Origin of the sequence: Actinoplanes sp. NPDC051859 (genome assembly GCF_044452725.1) — a bacterium.
In the GTDB taxonomy this organism is placed as follows: Bacteria; Actinomycetota; Actinomycetes; order Mycobacteriales; family Micromonosporaceae; genus Actinoplanes.
In genome coordinates, this window is sequence record NZ_JBITBX010000011.1 from 1 (window position 1) to 14,435 (window position 14,435).

Genomic DNA, 14,435 nt, shown 5'->3' on the forward strand with positions numbered 1-14,435 from the left:
ACCCCGATTCCTGCACACCTACAATCACCACCGCCACCACACCGCCATCGGCGGACCACCCGCCAGCCGCGTTCCCAACCTCTCTGGGCAGAACATCTAGTCCTCGCCGAGAAATCCTGACATTGCGCTAAAAAGCATGCCTTAAAGCACATCAGAGATGACAACCGATTTGCAGACATGTGTACGCGCGACCGAAAAAATTTTCTCAGCTCTTTTTCAGGGCTTCCTCCGCGACCGTCCTTAGTGGACTGTTAAGGATCGTCGATCTCGCACGTGACGGCGGCCACTCCGGAGGTGATCTTGTGTCGGGTCGGTCCGGCGAAATGCCTGCTCGCGAAGGCACCCCGGCGCCGGGCGGGTCGCGCGCCGTTCGGCGCCCGCGGTCGAGGATGGACGCGCTCCCAGCGGCGTCACTCTTTGCGTTCGGCGGCCGCTCTCCGCGGGCGGTCAGCGGGCCTTGGTCCGAGTTTCAGCGGTTGTGAACATCGACCGATTGTTATTAGCGTCCTCACCACTCAGTTGATCCTCTCCACTGAACGGACAGCGAGAGTTGGCCGAACGGTGGATGGGAAGAGAGTCGGGAGGCACGTTGCGAGGATCTAGGAAGACGACGCGTCGGGTGTTGGGTGCGACGACGGTGGCGGCCGGTGCGCTGGCCGCGGCGGTAGTGGTGATTCCGGCAAGCGCTACGACGACTCCGCAGCCGGGCGGAGCGAACGCGGTGCAGGGCGCGGGTGCGGCGGACGCCGTGGCCGATCGGTACATCGTGGTGCTCAAGCCGGGCGCCGAAAAGGTCTCGGCGGCGGCCAGCCGGCTCGCCGGCACCCATGACGCCAAGGTGCAGCGCACCTTCAGTCATGCGCTGCAGGGCTTCTCCACCACGATGAGCGCCGACGAGGCCAAGAAGATGGCCGCCGACAAGAACGTGGCCTCGGTCCAGCAGGTGCGCAAGCTGCACACGATGGACACCCAGACGGACGCCACCTGGGGCCTGGACCGGGTCGACCAGGCGGCCCTGCCACTCGACAAGTCCTACACCTACGCCACCACGGGCAAGAACGTGACCGCGTACGTCGTCGACACCGGCATCCGGACCAGCCACTCGGAGTTCGGCGGCCGGGCCACCAGCGGCTTCGACGCCGTCGACGGCGACACGGCCGATGACTGCAACGGCCACGGCACCCACGTCGCCGGCACCATCGGCGGCAAGACATACGGCATCGCCAAGGAAGTGAAGCTGGTGGCCGTGCGGGTGCTCGACTGCGAAGGCTCGGGCACCACGGAGCAGGTCGTCGCCGGCATCGACTGGGTGGCCGGCAACGCGGCCAAGCCGGCCGTCGCCAACATGAGCCTCGGCGGCGGCGTCGACGAGGCCATCGACACGGCCGTCCAGGGCGCGATCGGCAAGGGCGTCACCTTCGCGGTCGCGGCCGGCAACGAGACCGCCGACGCTTGCGAAGGCAGCCCGTCCCGGGTGCCGGAGGCGATCACGGTCGGCGCGACCGCCGACACCGACGCTCGTGCCGAGTTCTCCAACTTCGGCACCTGCCTCGACATCTTCGCCCCGGGTGCGGACATTACCTCGGCGTGGATGGACGACGACTCCGCCACCAAGACCATCAGCGGCACCTCGATGGCTACCCCGCACGTGGTCGGCGCCGCCGCCCTCGTGCTGGACACCAAGCCGGACGCCACCCCGGCCGACGTTGCCACCGCGCTGAGCGACGCGGCGACCGGCGACATCGTCACCGACCCGGGCACCGGCTCGATCACCAAGCTGCTGCGCATCGGTAGCTGACTCCCCGGCTCCACCCCGCGGCGGCGGGCCCCCGGTATTCGGAGGTCCGCCGCCGTTGTCATACCCGCTTCCTCCGCGGCCCCTAGCCGCGTCATCCGCTTCATTCGCGGCGTTGCACCGCCGCGAACCCCCATCACCAGCCAGCTGACCCTGGGAGTCATCGATGCGCCGTACTCGCGCCACCGTCGTCGTCGCAGCCGCCTTCGCCGCCGCTGCCGTTGTCACTGTCCCCGCTTTCGCCGATGAAAAACCCACACCGGTCGTCGCCTTCGGCGGGGGCGGGACCACGGTTCCGCCCACCACAGCGGACATTCCGCCCGTGCCGGCGGTGCCGTCGAAGGCTGAGGCGCAAGAGCAGTTGAACGCCCTGACTGTCGGCGCCGAAGGTTCCGGCGAAGGCTACGAGCGCGAGAAGTTCCCGCACTGGGAGAATCAAGAAGGCAGCTGCAACACCCGAGAGACCGTGCTCCAGCGCGACGGCGACGGCGTGGTGGTCGACAACTCCTGTCAAGCAACCTCGGGAACCTGGCACAGCCCGTACGACGGGGAGACCTGGACGGACGCGCAGGACGTCGACATCGACCACCTCGTGCCGCTGGCCGAGGCTTGGCGGTCGGGTGCCGCCGACTGGACCACCGAGCGGCGTGAGCAGTTCGCGAACGATCTGACCCACCCGCAGCTCTGGGCGGTGACCGACGACCTCAACCAGGCCAAGGGCGACCAGGATCCCGCCGAGTGGCAGCCGCCGCTCGAGGGCTTCAAGTGCGATTACGTCAAGATGTGGATCACGGTGAAGCACACCTGGGAGCTGACCGCCCAGGAGGCCGAGAAGACCGCCCTCCAGCAGGCACTCGAGGCATGCAGCGCCTGACGGACCGGGAGCGAACGCAGCTGGTGGCGGCGCTGCTCGACGAGGACTGGGAAGTCCTCGTCGAGCAACAGCGGCCCCGGGTCGACCCCGGCGGCGGCACGTCGCCATGTGCCACTTGCGGATAGCGAGGAGGTCGGCCGACCTCGGCCGACCTCGGCCGACCTCCTCGCGGGAGTAAGGCTGGGCCTTCCGGTGCGGCATCGGTGGCTGCCGATGGCCCGATGGCTTGCTTTCCCACGCGCCGTGGGTCGCTGTGCGCAATGGCCGTGAGTGGTCGCCGTGGGCGGACAGCGAGCCAACTCTTTTCGGGCGAACCTCTTGATCTGCCGGGGACGGGTAGCCGGCGGACAAAGCGGGTATGCCCACACCCTCGTGATCATGAGGGGGTCGGATGCGGCGCGGCGCTGCTGCTGTGGTGGTGGTGGTCCTGGTGCTGGTGCTGGCTGGCGGGTGTGGGTGGCCGCGGGACACCGGCAGCACCTTGGCCGACGTGCGTGCCGGGGTGCTCCGGGTCGGCCTGTCCGAGAGCCCGCCGTGGACCTGGGCGCCCGACCGGGGTGAGCCGCAGGGTGCCGAGGTGTGGCTGGTGCAGCGGCTGGCCCAGCGGCTCGGAGCTCGGATCGAGTGGTATCCGGGCGCGGAGTCGACGCTCATGCCAGCCCTGAAGGACCGCGTTCTGGATCTGGTGATCGGCGGGCTGGACGCGACGTCGCCCTGGCTTGAGCAGGCGTCGCTGACCCGCCCGTACGTGACGACGAAGACGGTGATTGCGGCCCCGCCGGGCGTGCCGGTTCCGGATGACCTGGCGGGAACGCGGGTGGCGGTGTCGGCCGGCACCGCGGAGGTGGCGGCGCTGGCGGCGGAGGATGCCGTGGTGGTGTCGGTGCCCGAGGTGACGGGCGCCGAAGGTCTGCCGGTGGTGATCGGGGAGTGGCGGCTTTCCGAGCTGGGGTTCGAGTCGTCGGGCCACGAGTTGAGCACCCAGGACCATGTATGGGCGGTGTCGCCAGGTGAGAACGGCTGGCAGGTCGAGGTGGAGCATTTCCTGCTCGACCTGTCGGCCGACGACGTGAACGGCCTGCTGCGTCGGGCGGAGGAATCCCGGTGAGGGTCGCGGACCGGTTCGAACTACCGCCGGAGATGGCTGCCCTGCACCGCCGGGCCGTACGCCTCGAGTGGTGGACGATCGTCTTCTTCGCCGTCGCGATCGGTCTGCTGGCGATCACGCTGGGGCAGTCGCAGGCGATGAAGGCGGCCTGGATCGAGGACATGCTGGGTCTGGTGCCGCCGGCTGCCTTCCTGATCGCCGCGCGGTTTCGGAATCGGCCGCCCACCGAGCGTTTTCCGTACGGTTATCACCGGTCCGTGAGCATCGCCTTCCTTGCCGGGGCCGTGGCGCTGTTTGGTTTAGGCGGTTATGTCGTTTACGACTCGGCGGTGCGCCTGATTGCCGGCGAGCGAGCGCCCATCGGCTTGGTCGAGGTGCTCGGCGTGCAGGTGTGGCTGGGTTGGCTGATGGTCGTCGTGTTGTTCGCGACGATGCTTCCGGCGATCCTGCTGGGTCGGGTGAAGCAGCGGATCGCCCGTGACCTGCACGACAAGGTGCTGTTCGCCGACGCCGAGATGAACCGGGCCGACTGGCTGACCGCGGGCGCGGCGATCCTCGGTGTGCTGGGTATCGGCGCCGGCCTCTGGTGGGCGGACGCCGTCGCCGCGCTGATCATCGGTGCCGACATCGTGCGGGACGGGATCCGCACCCTGCGTGCCGCGGTGGCCGATCTGATGGACGAGCGGCCCAGGGTGGTCGACGGTAGCCGGCCGCACGAGTTGCCGAACCAGCTGCTGACGGCGGTGCTGGACCATGACTGGGTGGCGGACGCCTGGCTACGCCTCCGGGAGGAGGGTCATGTCTTCGTCGGCGAACTGGTGGTGGTGCCGCGCCCGGACATCGGTGACCTGGTGGGCCGGCTCGAACGGCTGGAGGCCTTTGCCCGCGGCTTCGACTGGCGCATGCACGATCTGGTGATTTCCCCGGTGTCGCGGATCGAGGGGAAACCGTGAGCGGTCAGACCCGGACGCTGGTCGACTCCGACCGATAGCCGAGCAGGTCGGTCAGGTTGCCCGATGCCCGAGCGAAGGCCTCCTGAATGTCGTCGTCGAAGTGGTTACGCCAGTCACCGGGGCTGCCCTTGCGGTAGTGCGAGACCGTGCCTGCGCTCTCTCGGTGGTTCATCTCCGAGAAGCTGTAGCGGTGCAGAAGCGTGGACAGCTCAGCGGGCGGGATGACGATGCCGCAGTGCCGCATCAGCTGGTCGACCTGCTCGGTCTGCCCGGGGCCGGTCAGGTCCTCGTAGCGGAAGAGCCGGACGTTGCCGGACTCTCCGGCGTTGGCCCAGGAGCGGAGCGCTTTGAAGGTGCCCTTCTGCGCGAGATGGTTGATCAGGTAGAGCATGCCGTCCTTGACCGGCAGCTCCTCCAGCGCGCGCCGAACCTTCGGGATGTCACCCATGGGCGCATGTGATTTGCGCGTGGAGAAATAGCTCGACACGACCATGTCGCGCGGATCCCGTAAGACGAAGAATGCTCGGTGCCGCTCGGGTTTCGGGATAGCGTCGAAACGCTTGCGGGAGAAGAACAGCGATAATGCCACCCGATCGGGTGGACAGACCTGCGGGTGGCGCCAATTGTAGAAGCGTGGATCATAAGTGGGCAGTCCGGAGTGGCGATACACGATGGGATCGCTGAACAGCGCCTTGATCCATTGGCTCGCCGTCTTGCGCACGGCGCAGTGATAAATGTTCACGTATTCGGAGCGGGCCACCACGGGAACCGTGAGCCGCAACCTGGTGTTGTGGGCTTCGAGCATCGTGCGTCGCACCACGACTCGCATGGCGTTGGGCGTGTGCTGCTTGGCATACATCACTGTGCGGTTGAACATCGTCCAGGCCCTCGTCCGACCGCGCGACGGAACTGCTCCGCGCGGGGGTTGAATTCCCTGCTGTTCGCAGGAGTTTCGCACCACCACGTGCGCCCCTGCCGTGTGCGGACTTTACATCAGTAACGTCAGCGTTGCCAGCGTCGTGGCCGGGCTTGGGTGCACGCCTTCAAGAGCACGGATCAACGGCCGAAATGGATCAATGTTCTAGATAACGAATCGGATAACGCATCCTTACCAGGCGGCGTACGCGCCGTTCGAGGAGGCGGCTTCCGCCGGCACGGAGGCACTCTCTACCGGGTTGTTGTTGGTCATACAGCCGCCCGACTTGCCGACCAGCTTCAGCCCGTTGAGGTCCCCGGCACCCCAGACAGCCTTCTTCCGACTCATCTGGGGGTACATGATCTGCTTCTGGTCGTCGATGTCCGGGTGCGCGAGGCCGATGGCGTGCCCGAGCTCGTGCATGAGCAGCTGGCCGCGGGTGCCCTGCCAGCCGTACTTGGGGCCGGTGCCGAAACCGCCGACCACCTTGACGTCGGTGTTGAGGACGACACCTCCCCAGCTGATCATGCCCTGCTCTTTGCCGCTCTTGGTCCACGCCGGGCTCCAGACCGATCCGCCCACGCCGGCCGGACCGTTCTTCGGCATCCACTCGCTCTGCTTGCCCGGCTTCACCCAGGCGACCACGAGCTGGGTGTTGGCCGGGTACTCGTCGTTGTAACCCTCGTTCGCGCGCGGGACGGCGCTCGTCGTGCCTCGGTACACGAAGCGGAGGCCGGTCGCGGCGCTGACCCGCTTGACCGCGCCCTTGAGATCGGTGAGCGCGCCCTTCGGCGCCCGGGCCGGGTTGAACCGGTAGCCGATCACATCGCACGGGTTCCAGCGGGCGACCGGGTCACCCATCAGCTTGTACGCCTTCCGGTTGCCCGCCGCCGCCGCGAACGTCGTCGCGCCCGAGAACGGCAGCATCGCCTGGGCGACAGCGGCCTCCGCGGCCAGCACTGGGCCGACCCCTGCAGCCGAGGCCGGCACGGTGACCGGGGCAGCTGCGGCAACACCGCCGGTGGCGACGACGGCGAGGGCCGCGGCGAGACGGTGCCGGAAGGACAGCGACATGTCAGCTCCTGGGGTCGGGGGCACCCGTTTCGATCGGCAGCCGCGCCCCGTACCTGTGGAAGGTGGCGTGGGGCTTTCCGCAACCCGGCGGCAACCTCGCCGGTTCCCGTCCCGCACCGATGCCGCACCACTCTGGGCTCGCGTCGCGTCGGTCCATTCCCGGGCCAGGGGCGCGGAAAGGTGGGTCACGGATGACTCTGGAAGTCCGTCGCGTCGTACTGGCCGCGGTCGCCGCCGGCACGCTGGCCGCCACCGCGGTGAGTGTGCCGTCCCTTGTGGGCACCTTGTCGGCGCAAGGTCCCAGCGTGCCCGAATGGACGCCGGTCACGTCCGGCCTGACCGCCGCCCCGGCCGAGCTGTTGCCCGAGCGGATCAGTGTCAAGGAGCCGGTCGACGTCGTCACCACGACGGTCGACGCCACGGGCCGGCCGGTAGTGACCACCCGCCACGCCACCGACCGGGAGCATGCCGAGGAGCTCGTGCGGGCCGGGCAGCAGACGCCGGGCGCAGTCGCGGTCGAGCTCGACGCCACTGCCCGGGCGTTGGCGGCGCCCACCGGCACCGACCAGTACGCCAACCAGCAGTGGAGCCTGCCCCACCTGGGTATATCCCCGGTCTGGCAGCGCTCCACGGGAGCCGGTGTCACGGTGGCGGTGCTGGACAGCGGGGTCGACGCGTCGCACCCCGACCTGGCCGGCCAGCTCCTGCCCGGCATCGACTTCACCCGGGGCGGGGCGCCGGCCACCATCGACGAGAACGGGCACGGCACCCACGTCGCTGGCACCATCGCCGCCTTGACCGGCAACGGCATCGGCGTGGCCGGCGTGGCACCCGACGCTCGGATCCTGCCGGTCCGGGTCCTCGGCGCCAACGGCACCGGCAGCATGTCCGATGTGGCGAGCGGCATCGTCTACGCCACGGACCAGGGCGCCCAGGTCATCAACATGTCCCTCGGCACGCCGTCCCGGCTCGCCTCGGTGAGCAACGCGATCGCGTACGCCCGCTCCCAGGGTGTGACCGTGGTGGCGTCGGCGGGCAACGCCCGGACAACCGGCAGTCCGGTCAACTATCCCGCCGCGGACCCGGGCGTCATCGGGGTGGCTGCGACCGACGACCACGACGCTTACACCTACTTCTCGACCCAGGGCCCCTTCGTCGACGTCGCTGCGCCCGGCCTGAACATCCTCAGCACGGTCCCGCTCGACAAGGGCACGTACGCCTTCAAGAGCGGTACGTCCATGGCTGCACCGCACGTGGCCGCGGTCGCCGCTCTGCTCAAGTCCGCGGACCCGACCCTGACGCCGGACGAGATCCAGAATGCGCTGGAGAGCACCGCGGTCGACGCCGGCGCCCCCGGCAAGGACACCGACTACGGCTGGGGCGTGATCGACCCCGCCGCTGCTCTCGCCTCCGCCGTCCCGGCCAGCGCACCGACCACTCCGCCGACCACTCCGCCGACGACGGCGCCGGCTACAACCCCGCCGACGACGCCGCCAGCCACGACGCCGCCCACCACAGCTCCGACGACTCCGCCGACCAGCGCGCCCAGCGTCACGCCGACCAGTTCAGCGCCGACGGTCGTGCCCGCCCCGAGCGCCGCTCCGACGACGCCGCCGGTAGCTCCCTCGCCCGTCCCGTCCGATCCGGCCGGCTTGCCGACCCCCGGTGTGACGAAGAGCCCGGTCAGGGCGACGCCGGTCGTCGCTGCGCGGACCACGGCCCGCACGGTGAACCACGGTGCGACGAGCACCAGCACGTTCACCGTGACCGCCGCCAAGAAGCCGTGGGCAAACCAGCGGGCCTCCGTCTGCGTCGCCGGGCCGACCGGACCGTTCACCTGCACGGCGACCACCACGGCCGCGGACGGCACCGTGCGCTATTCCCGCCCGGTCACCGGCAGATACTCGGTGCGTCTGGTGGTCTCCGCGACCACGAGCTCGCCCCAGGTGTCGTCGGACACGGTCACGTTCCAGCCGCGCGCAGTCGTCGCGCTGGCGAAGGCGGGTAAGACGCTGACCGGGAATCTCGACGGCGCGGCCGGGCAGACGGTTCGGCTGCAGCGCCTCGACGGCCGGAACTGGGTCAACGTCGCGTCCTACCGTGCGGTGAAGCAGCGCACGTTCTCGGGCCTACGTGCCGGCTCGTCGTACCGTCTCGTGGTGCCGACGGTCCCGGCCGTCACCGGTGCGACGAGCGCCACCGTTCGCCTCTGAGTTCAGGAGCGCGAGAAAGCCCGGGCCAGCTGGCCCGGGCTTTCTTCGTTGTTCGGGTGCGGGAAACCTACGCCGAGGGTTCGACGCCAGTGCGGCGGAGCAGGGCTTGGACGTGGGAGCGGAGGCGGGCCGGGCTGAAGGGCTTCTCCAACCAGCGGTCCACAACGTACAGATCGCGGTGCTTCTCCGTGCCGGTGAGCAGGATGATCGGGACGTCGCCGATGGCGTGGTCTTCGCGCATGGCCCGGACCAGTTCCAGGCCGGTCATGCCGGGCATCATCTGGTCGGTCACCAGCAGGTCGGGCTGCTGCTCCCGCATCGCCGTGAGGGCCTGGGAGCCGCCGGAGGCGCAGTTGACCTCGTGGCCGTCCATGCGCAGGGTGGTTTCGATGAGGTCCCGCACGTCGGCGTCGTCGTCGACAACCATGATGAAAGCCATGGCGCCCTTCCTGTCGGTGCTGGCAGTATGCGCTATCCAGCGGGGGATTTGCACTAATTCGCGAACTTCTTCGGAGGGGTAGACAACAGCACGCAGGGCCCCGCCGGTCGGCGGGGCCCTGCGTGCTGTTGGCAACGTTTTCAGCGGGCCACCGCGATGACGGCGGCGGGCAGCTTGATGCTGAGGACGACGTCGGCGTCGCTGGCGGCGGCCGGCGTCAGGTGCGGCTCGAGGATGCGGTGCGCGACCACTTCGGCCAGGCTGTGGTGATCCTCGACGTCGAAGTCCACCGGTGCGCTGCCCGGCGAGGACACCGAGATGTGCATCTGGTCGCCGTCGCGGTGCGCCGTGACTTCCACGATCGTGCCGGGCTGGGCCGCACCGACAACCTGGCGCAGCAGCGTGAGCAGCGCGTGCCGCAGGCGGCGCGGATCGGCCCGGACGCCGCTGTCGCCCTCGAGGTCGAACTCGAGGTCCACCCCGCCGGCGGCGAGGTCCGCGGTGAGCAGGTCCCGGGTCTGGTGCAGGATCGCCAGCAGGCACGTGTCGGCGGGCTCCTCGTCGCCCGGCTTCTCCAGTGACTGCCAGATGCTGAGGTCGTCGGCGATGCCGGCGAGGCGCTTCGCCTGCCGGGCGATGGTCTCGACCACCCGCGCCTGAGCGGGATCCAGCTCCTCCTCGGCCAGTATCTCGGTGTAGCCGACGATGCTGCTGAGCGGCTGACGCAGTTCCTCCGAGAGCAACGGCAGGGGAGTGGCTACCTCCGTCGGCCGGGTCGGCTCGGCCTGCTCCGGCCGCTGCCGCAGGCGCAGGGCGTAACCGCCGACGCCGATCAGGATCAGCAGGCCGGGCCAGGTCAACATCCCGCCGGTGTGCCGGGTGGTGTTGTGCAGGAACTGCACGAACAGCCCGACGTACGGCAGGTTCGCCTGCACCTGGAGCAACGCGGAGCTGCGCAGGTCGATGGACCACGGGTCGTCGGTCTGGTTGGCGTCACCGCGGGTCCGCATCACCGGTACGCCGGCCTCGTCGCGCAGTTCGACGACGCGGTGCATGACGGACGCCTGGGCGTCGTCGAGGTAGCCGGCCGGCGGCTGGAACACGACCACGTCGCCGATGCGCAGGTCGGCGGCGCGCACCGGAGTGGCGAGCACCAGCGAGTACTGCGGGATGCTCGGGTCCATCGACCCGGTGAGCACCGGCTGCACCTTGGCGTCGGTGATGAGCAGGGCTGCCGTCGCGGCGATGAACAGGGCGGTCGCGCCCGCAGCCACGCGGAACAGGACGGTGTGGGCGCCGGCGAATTGACGTCGGAGCGGATTCTTCATCGGGTACCCCGTCCTGTGTGGCGGTGACTCATCCGGCGGTCCGGTTGGTGTTGCTGATCGGCAGCAGGGCCTTGTTGACGGTCAGGGTGACGGTTGCGGTCGCCAGGAACCCGCTGACCAGCACCTTGAGGTACACCTTGCCGCCGGCGGGAATCGGCGCGGTCTGGAACTGCAACGTTGGTGTCGGCGACAACCAGGTCGGCACCAGCAGCATGACCTCGCCGGTGGGGCACATTCCCAGCACCCACGCCACGGTGCAGGACACCACCGCCACCGCTGAACCCAGCGGCAACCCGCCGCCGCCCGGGACGCTGGACTGGATCGGTCCGGAGAAGCTCGCCGGGGTGGTGCCGGTGTTGGTGAAGACCGGGTAGGTCGTGTCGACAAAGTTGATCACGGTGTACCCGATGGCGAAGCTGCCCGGAGTCGGCCCGGCGAACTGGTAGGACGGCAGGGCCATCTTCAGTGTTCCGGAGTCCGCCCGCTTCGAGCTGGTCCACGACACCGCGGCCTCCGCCGGTGCGCCGGCGACGAGGAGCAGCCCGGCGACCATGGCTACCAGCCAGGCCGCCGGACGACGCTTTCCCATCACTAACCCGCCGTGCGGTTCCGGCCGCCGGTCACCGGCGTGCTGCCGCCGATGGTCACCGAGATCGTGCCGGTCTTGCCCTGGAAGGTCGCCTGGTCGGCGCTCGGGTTCAGCAGGAACTTGTAGCGCAGGTGCGCGGAGCCCGCGGCGGCGACCTGGCCGAGCGCGACCCCGGCCGAACCGGCCACGTCACGGGCGGTTGCCACCGGGAGCAGCGTGCCGCTGCAACTGCCGTCGTTGGCCCACGAGACGGAGCACGAGTCGACCGCGAACTGCAGACCGCCCGCGGCGGCGAGCGCGCCCCCGCCGGACAGGGTGGCGGTGAAGTCCTGGGCGAGGTCGCCGCTGTTCACCAGGTTCGCGTACCGGTAGAGGTAGTCGCCGGGCAGCAGGTCGTTGACGCCGCTGCTGAAGACGGTGCCGTTGGTGTCGTTGTGCACCAGGCTGACGGTGGCGGCCTTGGTGGTGCCGGTCGTCGACTGAGCCGTTGCGACCCACGACGCGAAAACACCGCTACTGGTCATAGCGACGCCCAGAGCGGCTACGCCACCGAGGACCAGCCACTGCATGGACCGGGAACCTTTTCCGGCTGCTGTAGCGCTCGTGCCCATTTCTATACTCCCCCGCTCAATGTTGCTGACAGTGAGACAGTTCGGCTGGCACAAACCGGCCCTGAGCTGGGAAACCTCGAATTGGCTGGTAGCAACCTGTAAGCACCTTGGCTGCTTCACTGCCGCGACGGCCGCGCCGCGATCTCCGGCTCGCCCCGGACAAGATGGTGCTCGGTGATCCGTACGGCGGAGTCCGCGTCCACCCGTTCGTACCAGGTGTCTTCGGGGTGCACGACGACCAACGGGCCGAGATTGCAGGGCGCCAGACAGCCGGTCGCGGTGACGAGCACGTCGTCGTCGCCCAGACCAAGCTCGGCGAGCCGGCCGCTCAGGGCAGCGGCCACCTCGTTCGCGCCGTACGCCGTACAGCGTGGCCCGCGGCAGATGAGGACGTGCCGCCGGTGCGTGGTGAGCTGCGACCAGGCTGGGCTGCGGAACGGCCCGGGATTGCCACCGAGCGGCACGGAGGGACCGGCGGCCGCCTCGACCACCGCGCGGATCAGTGCGGGCTGGGTGGACAGTGGGGCGGAAAGGGCTATGCGGGGCCGCCGATCGCGGGTGGTGCACCAGTGCGCGACCGCTCGCCGGATCCAGGTGTCGAGGTAGCGGTCCGGCGGCAGGTGAGCACCGACGAGGAGCACGTCGTCGTCCGGCGGGACCTCGTCCAGGGCAGCGTGCAGGGACGGTTCGGCGCCGTCCAGAAAGCAGGCCCGGACTGGCAGCTCCAGCTCCGCAGCCGCGGCGGCGGCCAGCCGGTGCACCGCTTCGTGCCCGCCGTGGTGGGTCACCGACCGGGCGATCAGCAAAACGATCATGTCGGCGGCCGGTACGTGATGGTCGTGCGGCCGTGGTGCACGGTGACCTCGGCATCGACCTCGTAAACCTCGGCGAGCAGCGCGGGAGTCAGGACGGACTGCGGCGGACCGGTGGCGACGACCCGGCCGTGGTGCAGGACGACCACCGTGTCGCAGAACATCGCCGCCAGGTTCAGGTCGTGCAGGGCGGCCAGGGCGGTGACAGCGCTGCGGCGTACCAGATGCAGCAGTTGCAGTTGGTGGCCGATGTCGAGGTGGTTGGTGGGTTCGTCGAGCAACAGCAGTTCCGGCTCCTGGGCGAGTGCCCGGGCAAGCTGCACGCGCTGGCGTTCCCCGCCGGACAGGGTCTGCCAGCGACGATCCGCCCACCCGGCCAGGTCCACCCGGGCGAGGGCCTCGACCGCGACCGCCCGGTCGGTGTCACCATCGGCCCAGCGCGAGCTTCGGTGCGGCGTACGCCCCAGCAGCACCACGTCCAGCGCTGTCAGGTCCAGCTCGGTCTCGGCGTGCTGAGCCAGCAGCGCCGTCCGTCGGGCGATGGCGAGCCAGGACAGCGTGGCAAGGTCGGACTCGCCCAGCGACACGCGGCCGTGCTCCGGCCGGATCAGGCCGGCCGCCACCCGCAGCAGCGTCGTCTTGCCGGAACCGTTCGGGCCGAGGAGCCCGACCAGCGCACCGGGCGGCACAGCGCAGGTGACCTCGTCGAGGATGTGGACGGCGGGCACCGACCAGGACACGTCGTTGATCTCGAGCATCAGCGCACCTCTCGGCGGCGGAGCAGCCAGACGAAAGCGGGCACGCCCAGCAGAGCGGTGAGGACCCCGGCGGGTAGCTCTCGCGGCTCGAATGCTGTCCGGGCGGCCGCGTCCACCCAGATCATGAAGATCGCGCCGGCCAACACCACGACGGGCAGCAGCCGCCGATGATCGGGACCGGTGAAGAGGCGGGCGGCATGCGGCAGGATCAGCCCCACGAAGCCGATCGCGCCGCTGATCGCGACCAGGACGGCGGTCACCAGGGCGGTGGTGATCAGCAGCACCCGCCGGACCCGCCGGACATCGATGCCGAGGGTGGCGGCGGATTCCTCCCCGAAGGCGAACGCGTTGAGCGCCCGCGCTTGCGCGCCGATCACGAGCAGCGCGGCGCCGAGCACCGGTGCCGCCCAGGCCAGCGCGGTCCAGTCGACCCGGGCCAGCGACCCGGAGAGCCAGAAGGTGATCGACTGGGTGGCGTGCGGATCCGCCACCCAGATGATCACGAACGTGGTGAGCGCCGCGCACAGTTGGGCGACGGCCACCCCGGCGAGCACCACCCGGGTCGGCCGCAGCGCCGCCCGCCCGCCGGCCACGATGATCACCAGCCCGAACGCTGCCAGCGCGCCGATCAGCGCGCCGCCGCTGAGCGCGGCAACCCCACCACCGACGCCCAGGACGACGACCGCGACCGCGCCGAGGGACGCTCCGGACGAGACCCCCAGCAGGTACGGGTCAGCGAGCGGATTGCGGGTCACGGTCTGCAGCACCGCACCCGCCGCGGCCAGCCCGGCCCCGACGACGGCGGCGCCGAGCACCCGCGGCAGCCGCAACTCCCACACGATGTGGTCGCGCATCAGCGGCACGTCGGCAGTGGTCAGCCCGAGGTGGCCGGCGATCACCTCGCCGACCGTACGCAGGGAAAGGTCGGCCGGTCCGACCGTGACCGCCGCACCCACCGAGAGGAC

The 14,435-nt window shown here is 69.8% G+C and carries 15 protein-coding genes; 6 read left to right on the plus strand and 9 right to left on the minus strand.

Annotated features, from left to right (window positions below; genetic code table 11):
• Positions 1-619: 619 nt before the first annotated feature.
• From ACIA1L_RS25345 to ACIA1L_RS25365, 5 genes are all read left to right on the plus strand, one after another.
• A complete protein-coding gene (locus ACIA1L_RS25345; protein WP_396075404.1) occupies positions 620-1,798 on the plus strand; it encodes a S8 family peptidase in 1,179 nt (392 codons plus the stop codon).
• A 163-nt stretch (positions 1,799-1,961) separates the two neighbouring features.
• The gene (locus ACIA1L_RS25350) at positions 1,962-2,669 is read left to right on the plus strand and encodes an HNH endonuclease family protein (RefSeq protein WP_396075405.1); all 708 of its coding nucleotides are present in this window, start codon (positions 1,962-1,964) and stop codon (positions 2,667-2,669) included.
• Complete coding sequence (locus tag ACIA1L_RS25355; RefSeq protein ID WP_396075406.1) at positions 2,657-2,794, plus strand: hypothetical protein; 138 nt, start codon at positions 2,657-2,659, stop codon at positions 2,792-2,794. The genes ACIA1L_RS25350 and ACIA1L_RS25355 overlap by 13 nt, the downstream gene beginning before the upstream one ends.
• Before the next feature lie 266 nt (positions 2,795-3,060).
• Positions 3,061-3,777, plus strand: coding sequence for a substrate-binding periplasmic protein (locus tag ACIA1L_RS25360; protein WP_396075407.1), 717 nt, complete (start codon positions 3,061-3,063; stop codon positions 3,775-3,777).
• Positions 3,774-4,730, plus strand: coding sequence for a cation diffusion facilitator family transporter (locus tag ACIA1L_RS25365; RefSeq protein ID WP_396075408.1), 957 nt, complete (start codon positions 3,774-3,776; stop codon positions 4,728-4,730). Before ACIA1L_RS25360 ends, ACIA1L_RS25365 begins: the two co-directional genes overlap by 4 nt.
• A gap of 4 nt (positions 4,731-4,734) precedes the next feature.
• Here ACIA1L_RS25365 and ACIA1L_RS25370 read toward each other — a convergent pair whose 3' ends face one another.
• Both ACIA1L_RS25370 and ACIA1L_RS25375 read right to left on the minus strand, forming a co-directional pair.
• Complete coding sequence (locus ACIA1L_RS25370) at positions 4,735-5,607, minus strand: sulfotransferase domain-containing protein (protein WP_396075409.1); 873 nt, start codon at positions 5,605-5,607, stop codon at positions 4,735-4,737.
• Between the two features lie 231 nt (positions 5,608-5,838).
• A complete protein-coding gene (locus ACIA1L_RS25375; RefSeq protein ID WP_396075410.1) occupies positions 5,839-6,720 on the minus strand; it encodes a M66 family metalloprotease in 882 nt (293 codons plus the stop codon).
• Positions 6,721-6,911: 191 nt separating this feature from the next.
• On the opposite strand from ACIA1L_RS25375, the gene ACIA1L_RS25380 reads away from it, so the two are divergent.
• A complete protein-coding gene (locus tag ACIA1L_RS25380; protein WP_396075411.1) occupies positions 6,912-8,933 on the plus strand; it encodes a S8 family serine peptidase in 2,022 nt (673 codons plus the stop codon).
• A gap of 67 nt (positions 8,934-9,000) precedes the next feature.
• Here the strand turns inward: ACIA1L_RS25380 and ACIA1L_RS25385 are convergent, their stop codons facing one another.
• The 7 genes from ACIA1L_RS25385 to ACIA1L_RS25415 all read right to left on the minus strand — a co-directional run bounded on the left by ACIA1L_RS25385 (position 9,001) and on the right by ACIA1L_RS25415 (position 14,426).
• A complete protein-coding gene (locus tag ACIA1L_RS25385; RefSeq protein ID WP_396075412.1) occupies positions 9,001-9,372 on the minus strand; it encodes a response regulator transcription factor in 372 nt (123 codons plus the stop codon).
• Between the two features lie 140 nt (positions 9,373-9,512).
• On the minus strand, positions 9,513-10,700 hold the full coding sequence (locus ACIA1L_RS25390; protein WP_396075413.1) for a signal peptidase I: 1,188 nt from the start codon (positions 10,698-10,700) through the stop codon (positions 9,513-9,515).
• A 28-nt stretch (positions 10,701-10,728) separates the two neighbouring features.
• The gene (locus tag ACIA1L_RS25395) at positions 10,729-11,289 is read right to left on the minus strand and encodes a hypothetical protein (RefSeq protein WP_396075414.1); all 561 of its coding nucleotides are present in this window, start codon (positions 11,287-11,289) and stop codon (positions 10,729-10,731) included.
• A 2-nt stretch (positions 11,290-11,291) separates the two neighbouring features.
• Positions 11,292-11,858 carry a TasA family protein gene (locus ACIA1L_RS25400; RefSeq protein ID WP_396075415.1) on the minus strand — a complete coding sequence of 189 codons (567 nt, stop codon included), beginning with the start codon at positions 11,856-11,858 and terminating at the stop codon, positions 11,292-11,294.
• 158 nt (positions 11,859-12,016) lie between these two features.
• Entirely contained in the window at positions 12,017-12,715 is a 699-nt protein-coding gene (locus ACIA1L_RS25405; protein ID WP_396075416.1) for a (2Fe-2S) ferredoxin domain-containing protein, read from the minus strand.
• Positions 12,712-13,470, minus strand: coding sequence for an ABC transporter ATP-binding protein (locus ACIA1L_RS25410; RefSeq protein WP_396075417.1), 759 nt, complete (start codon positions 13,468-13,470; stop codon positions 12,712-12,714). Before ACIA1L_RS25410 ends, ACIA1L_RS25405 begins: the two co-directional genes overlap by 4 nt.
• A complete protein-coding gene (locus ACIA1L_RS25415; protein ID WP_396075418.1) occupies positions 13,470-14,426 on the minus strand; it encodes a FecCD family ABC transporter permease in 957 nt (318 codons plus the stop codon). Before ACIA1L_RS25415 ends, ACIA1L_RS25410 begins: the two co-directional genes overlap by 1 nt.
• Positions 14,427-14,435: the final 9 nt, after the last annotated feature.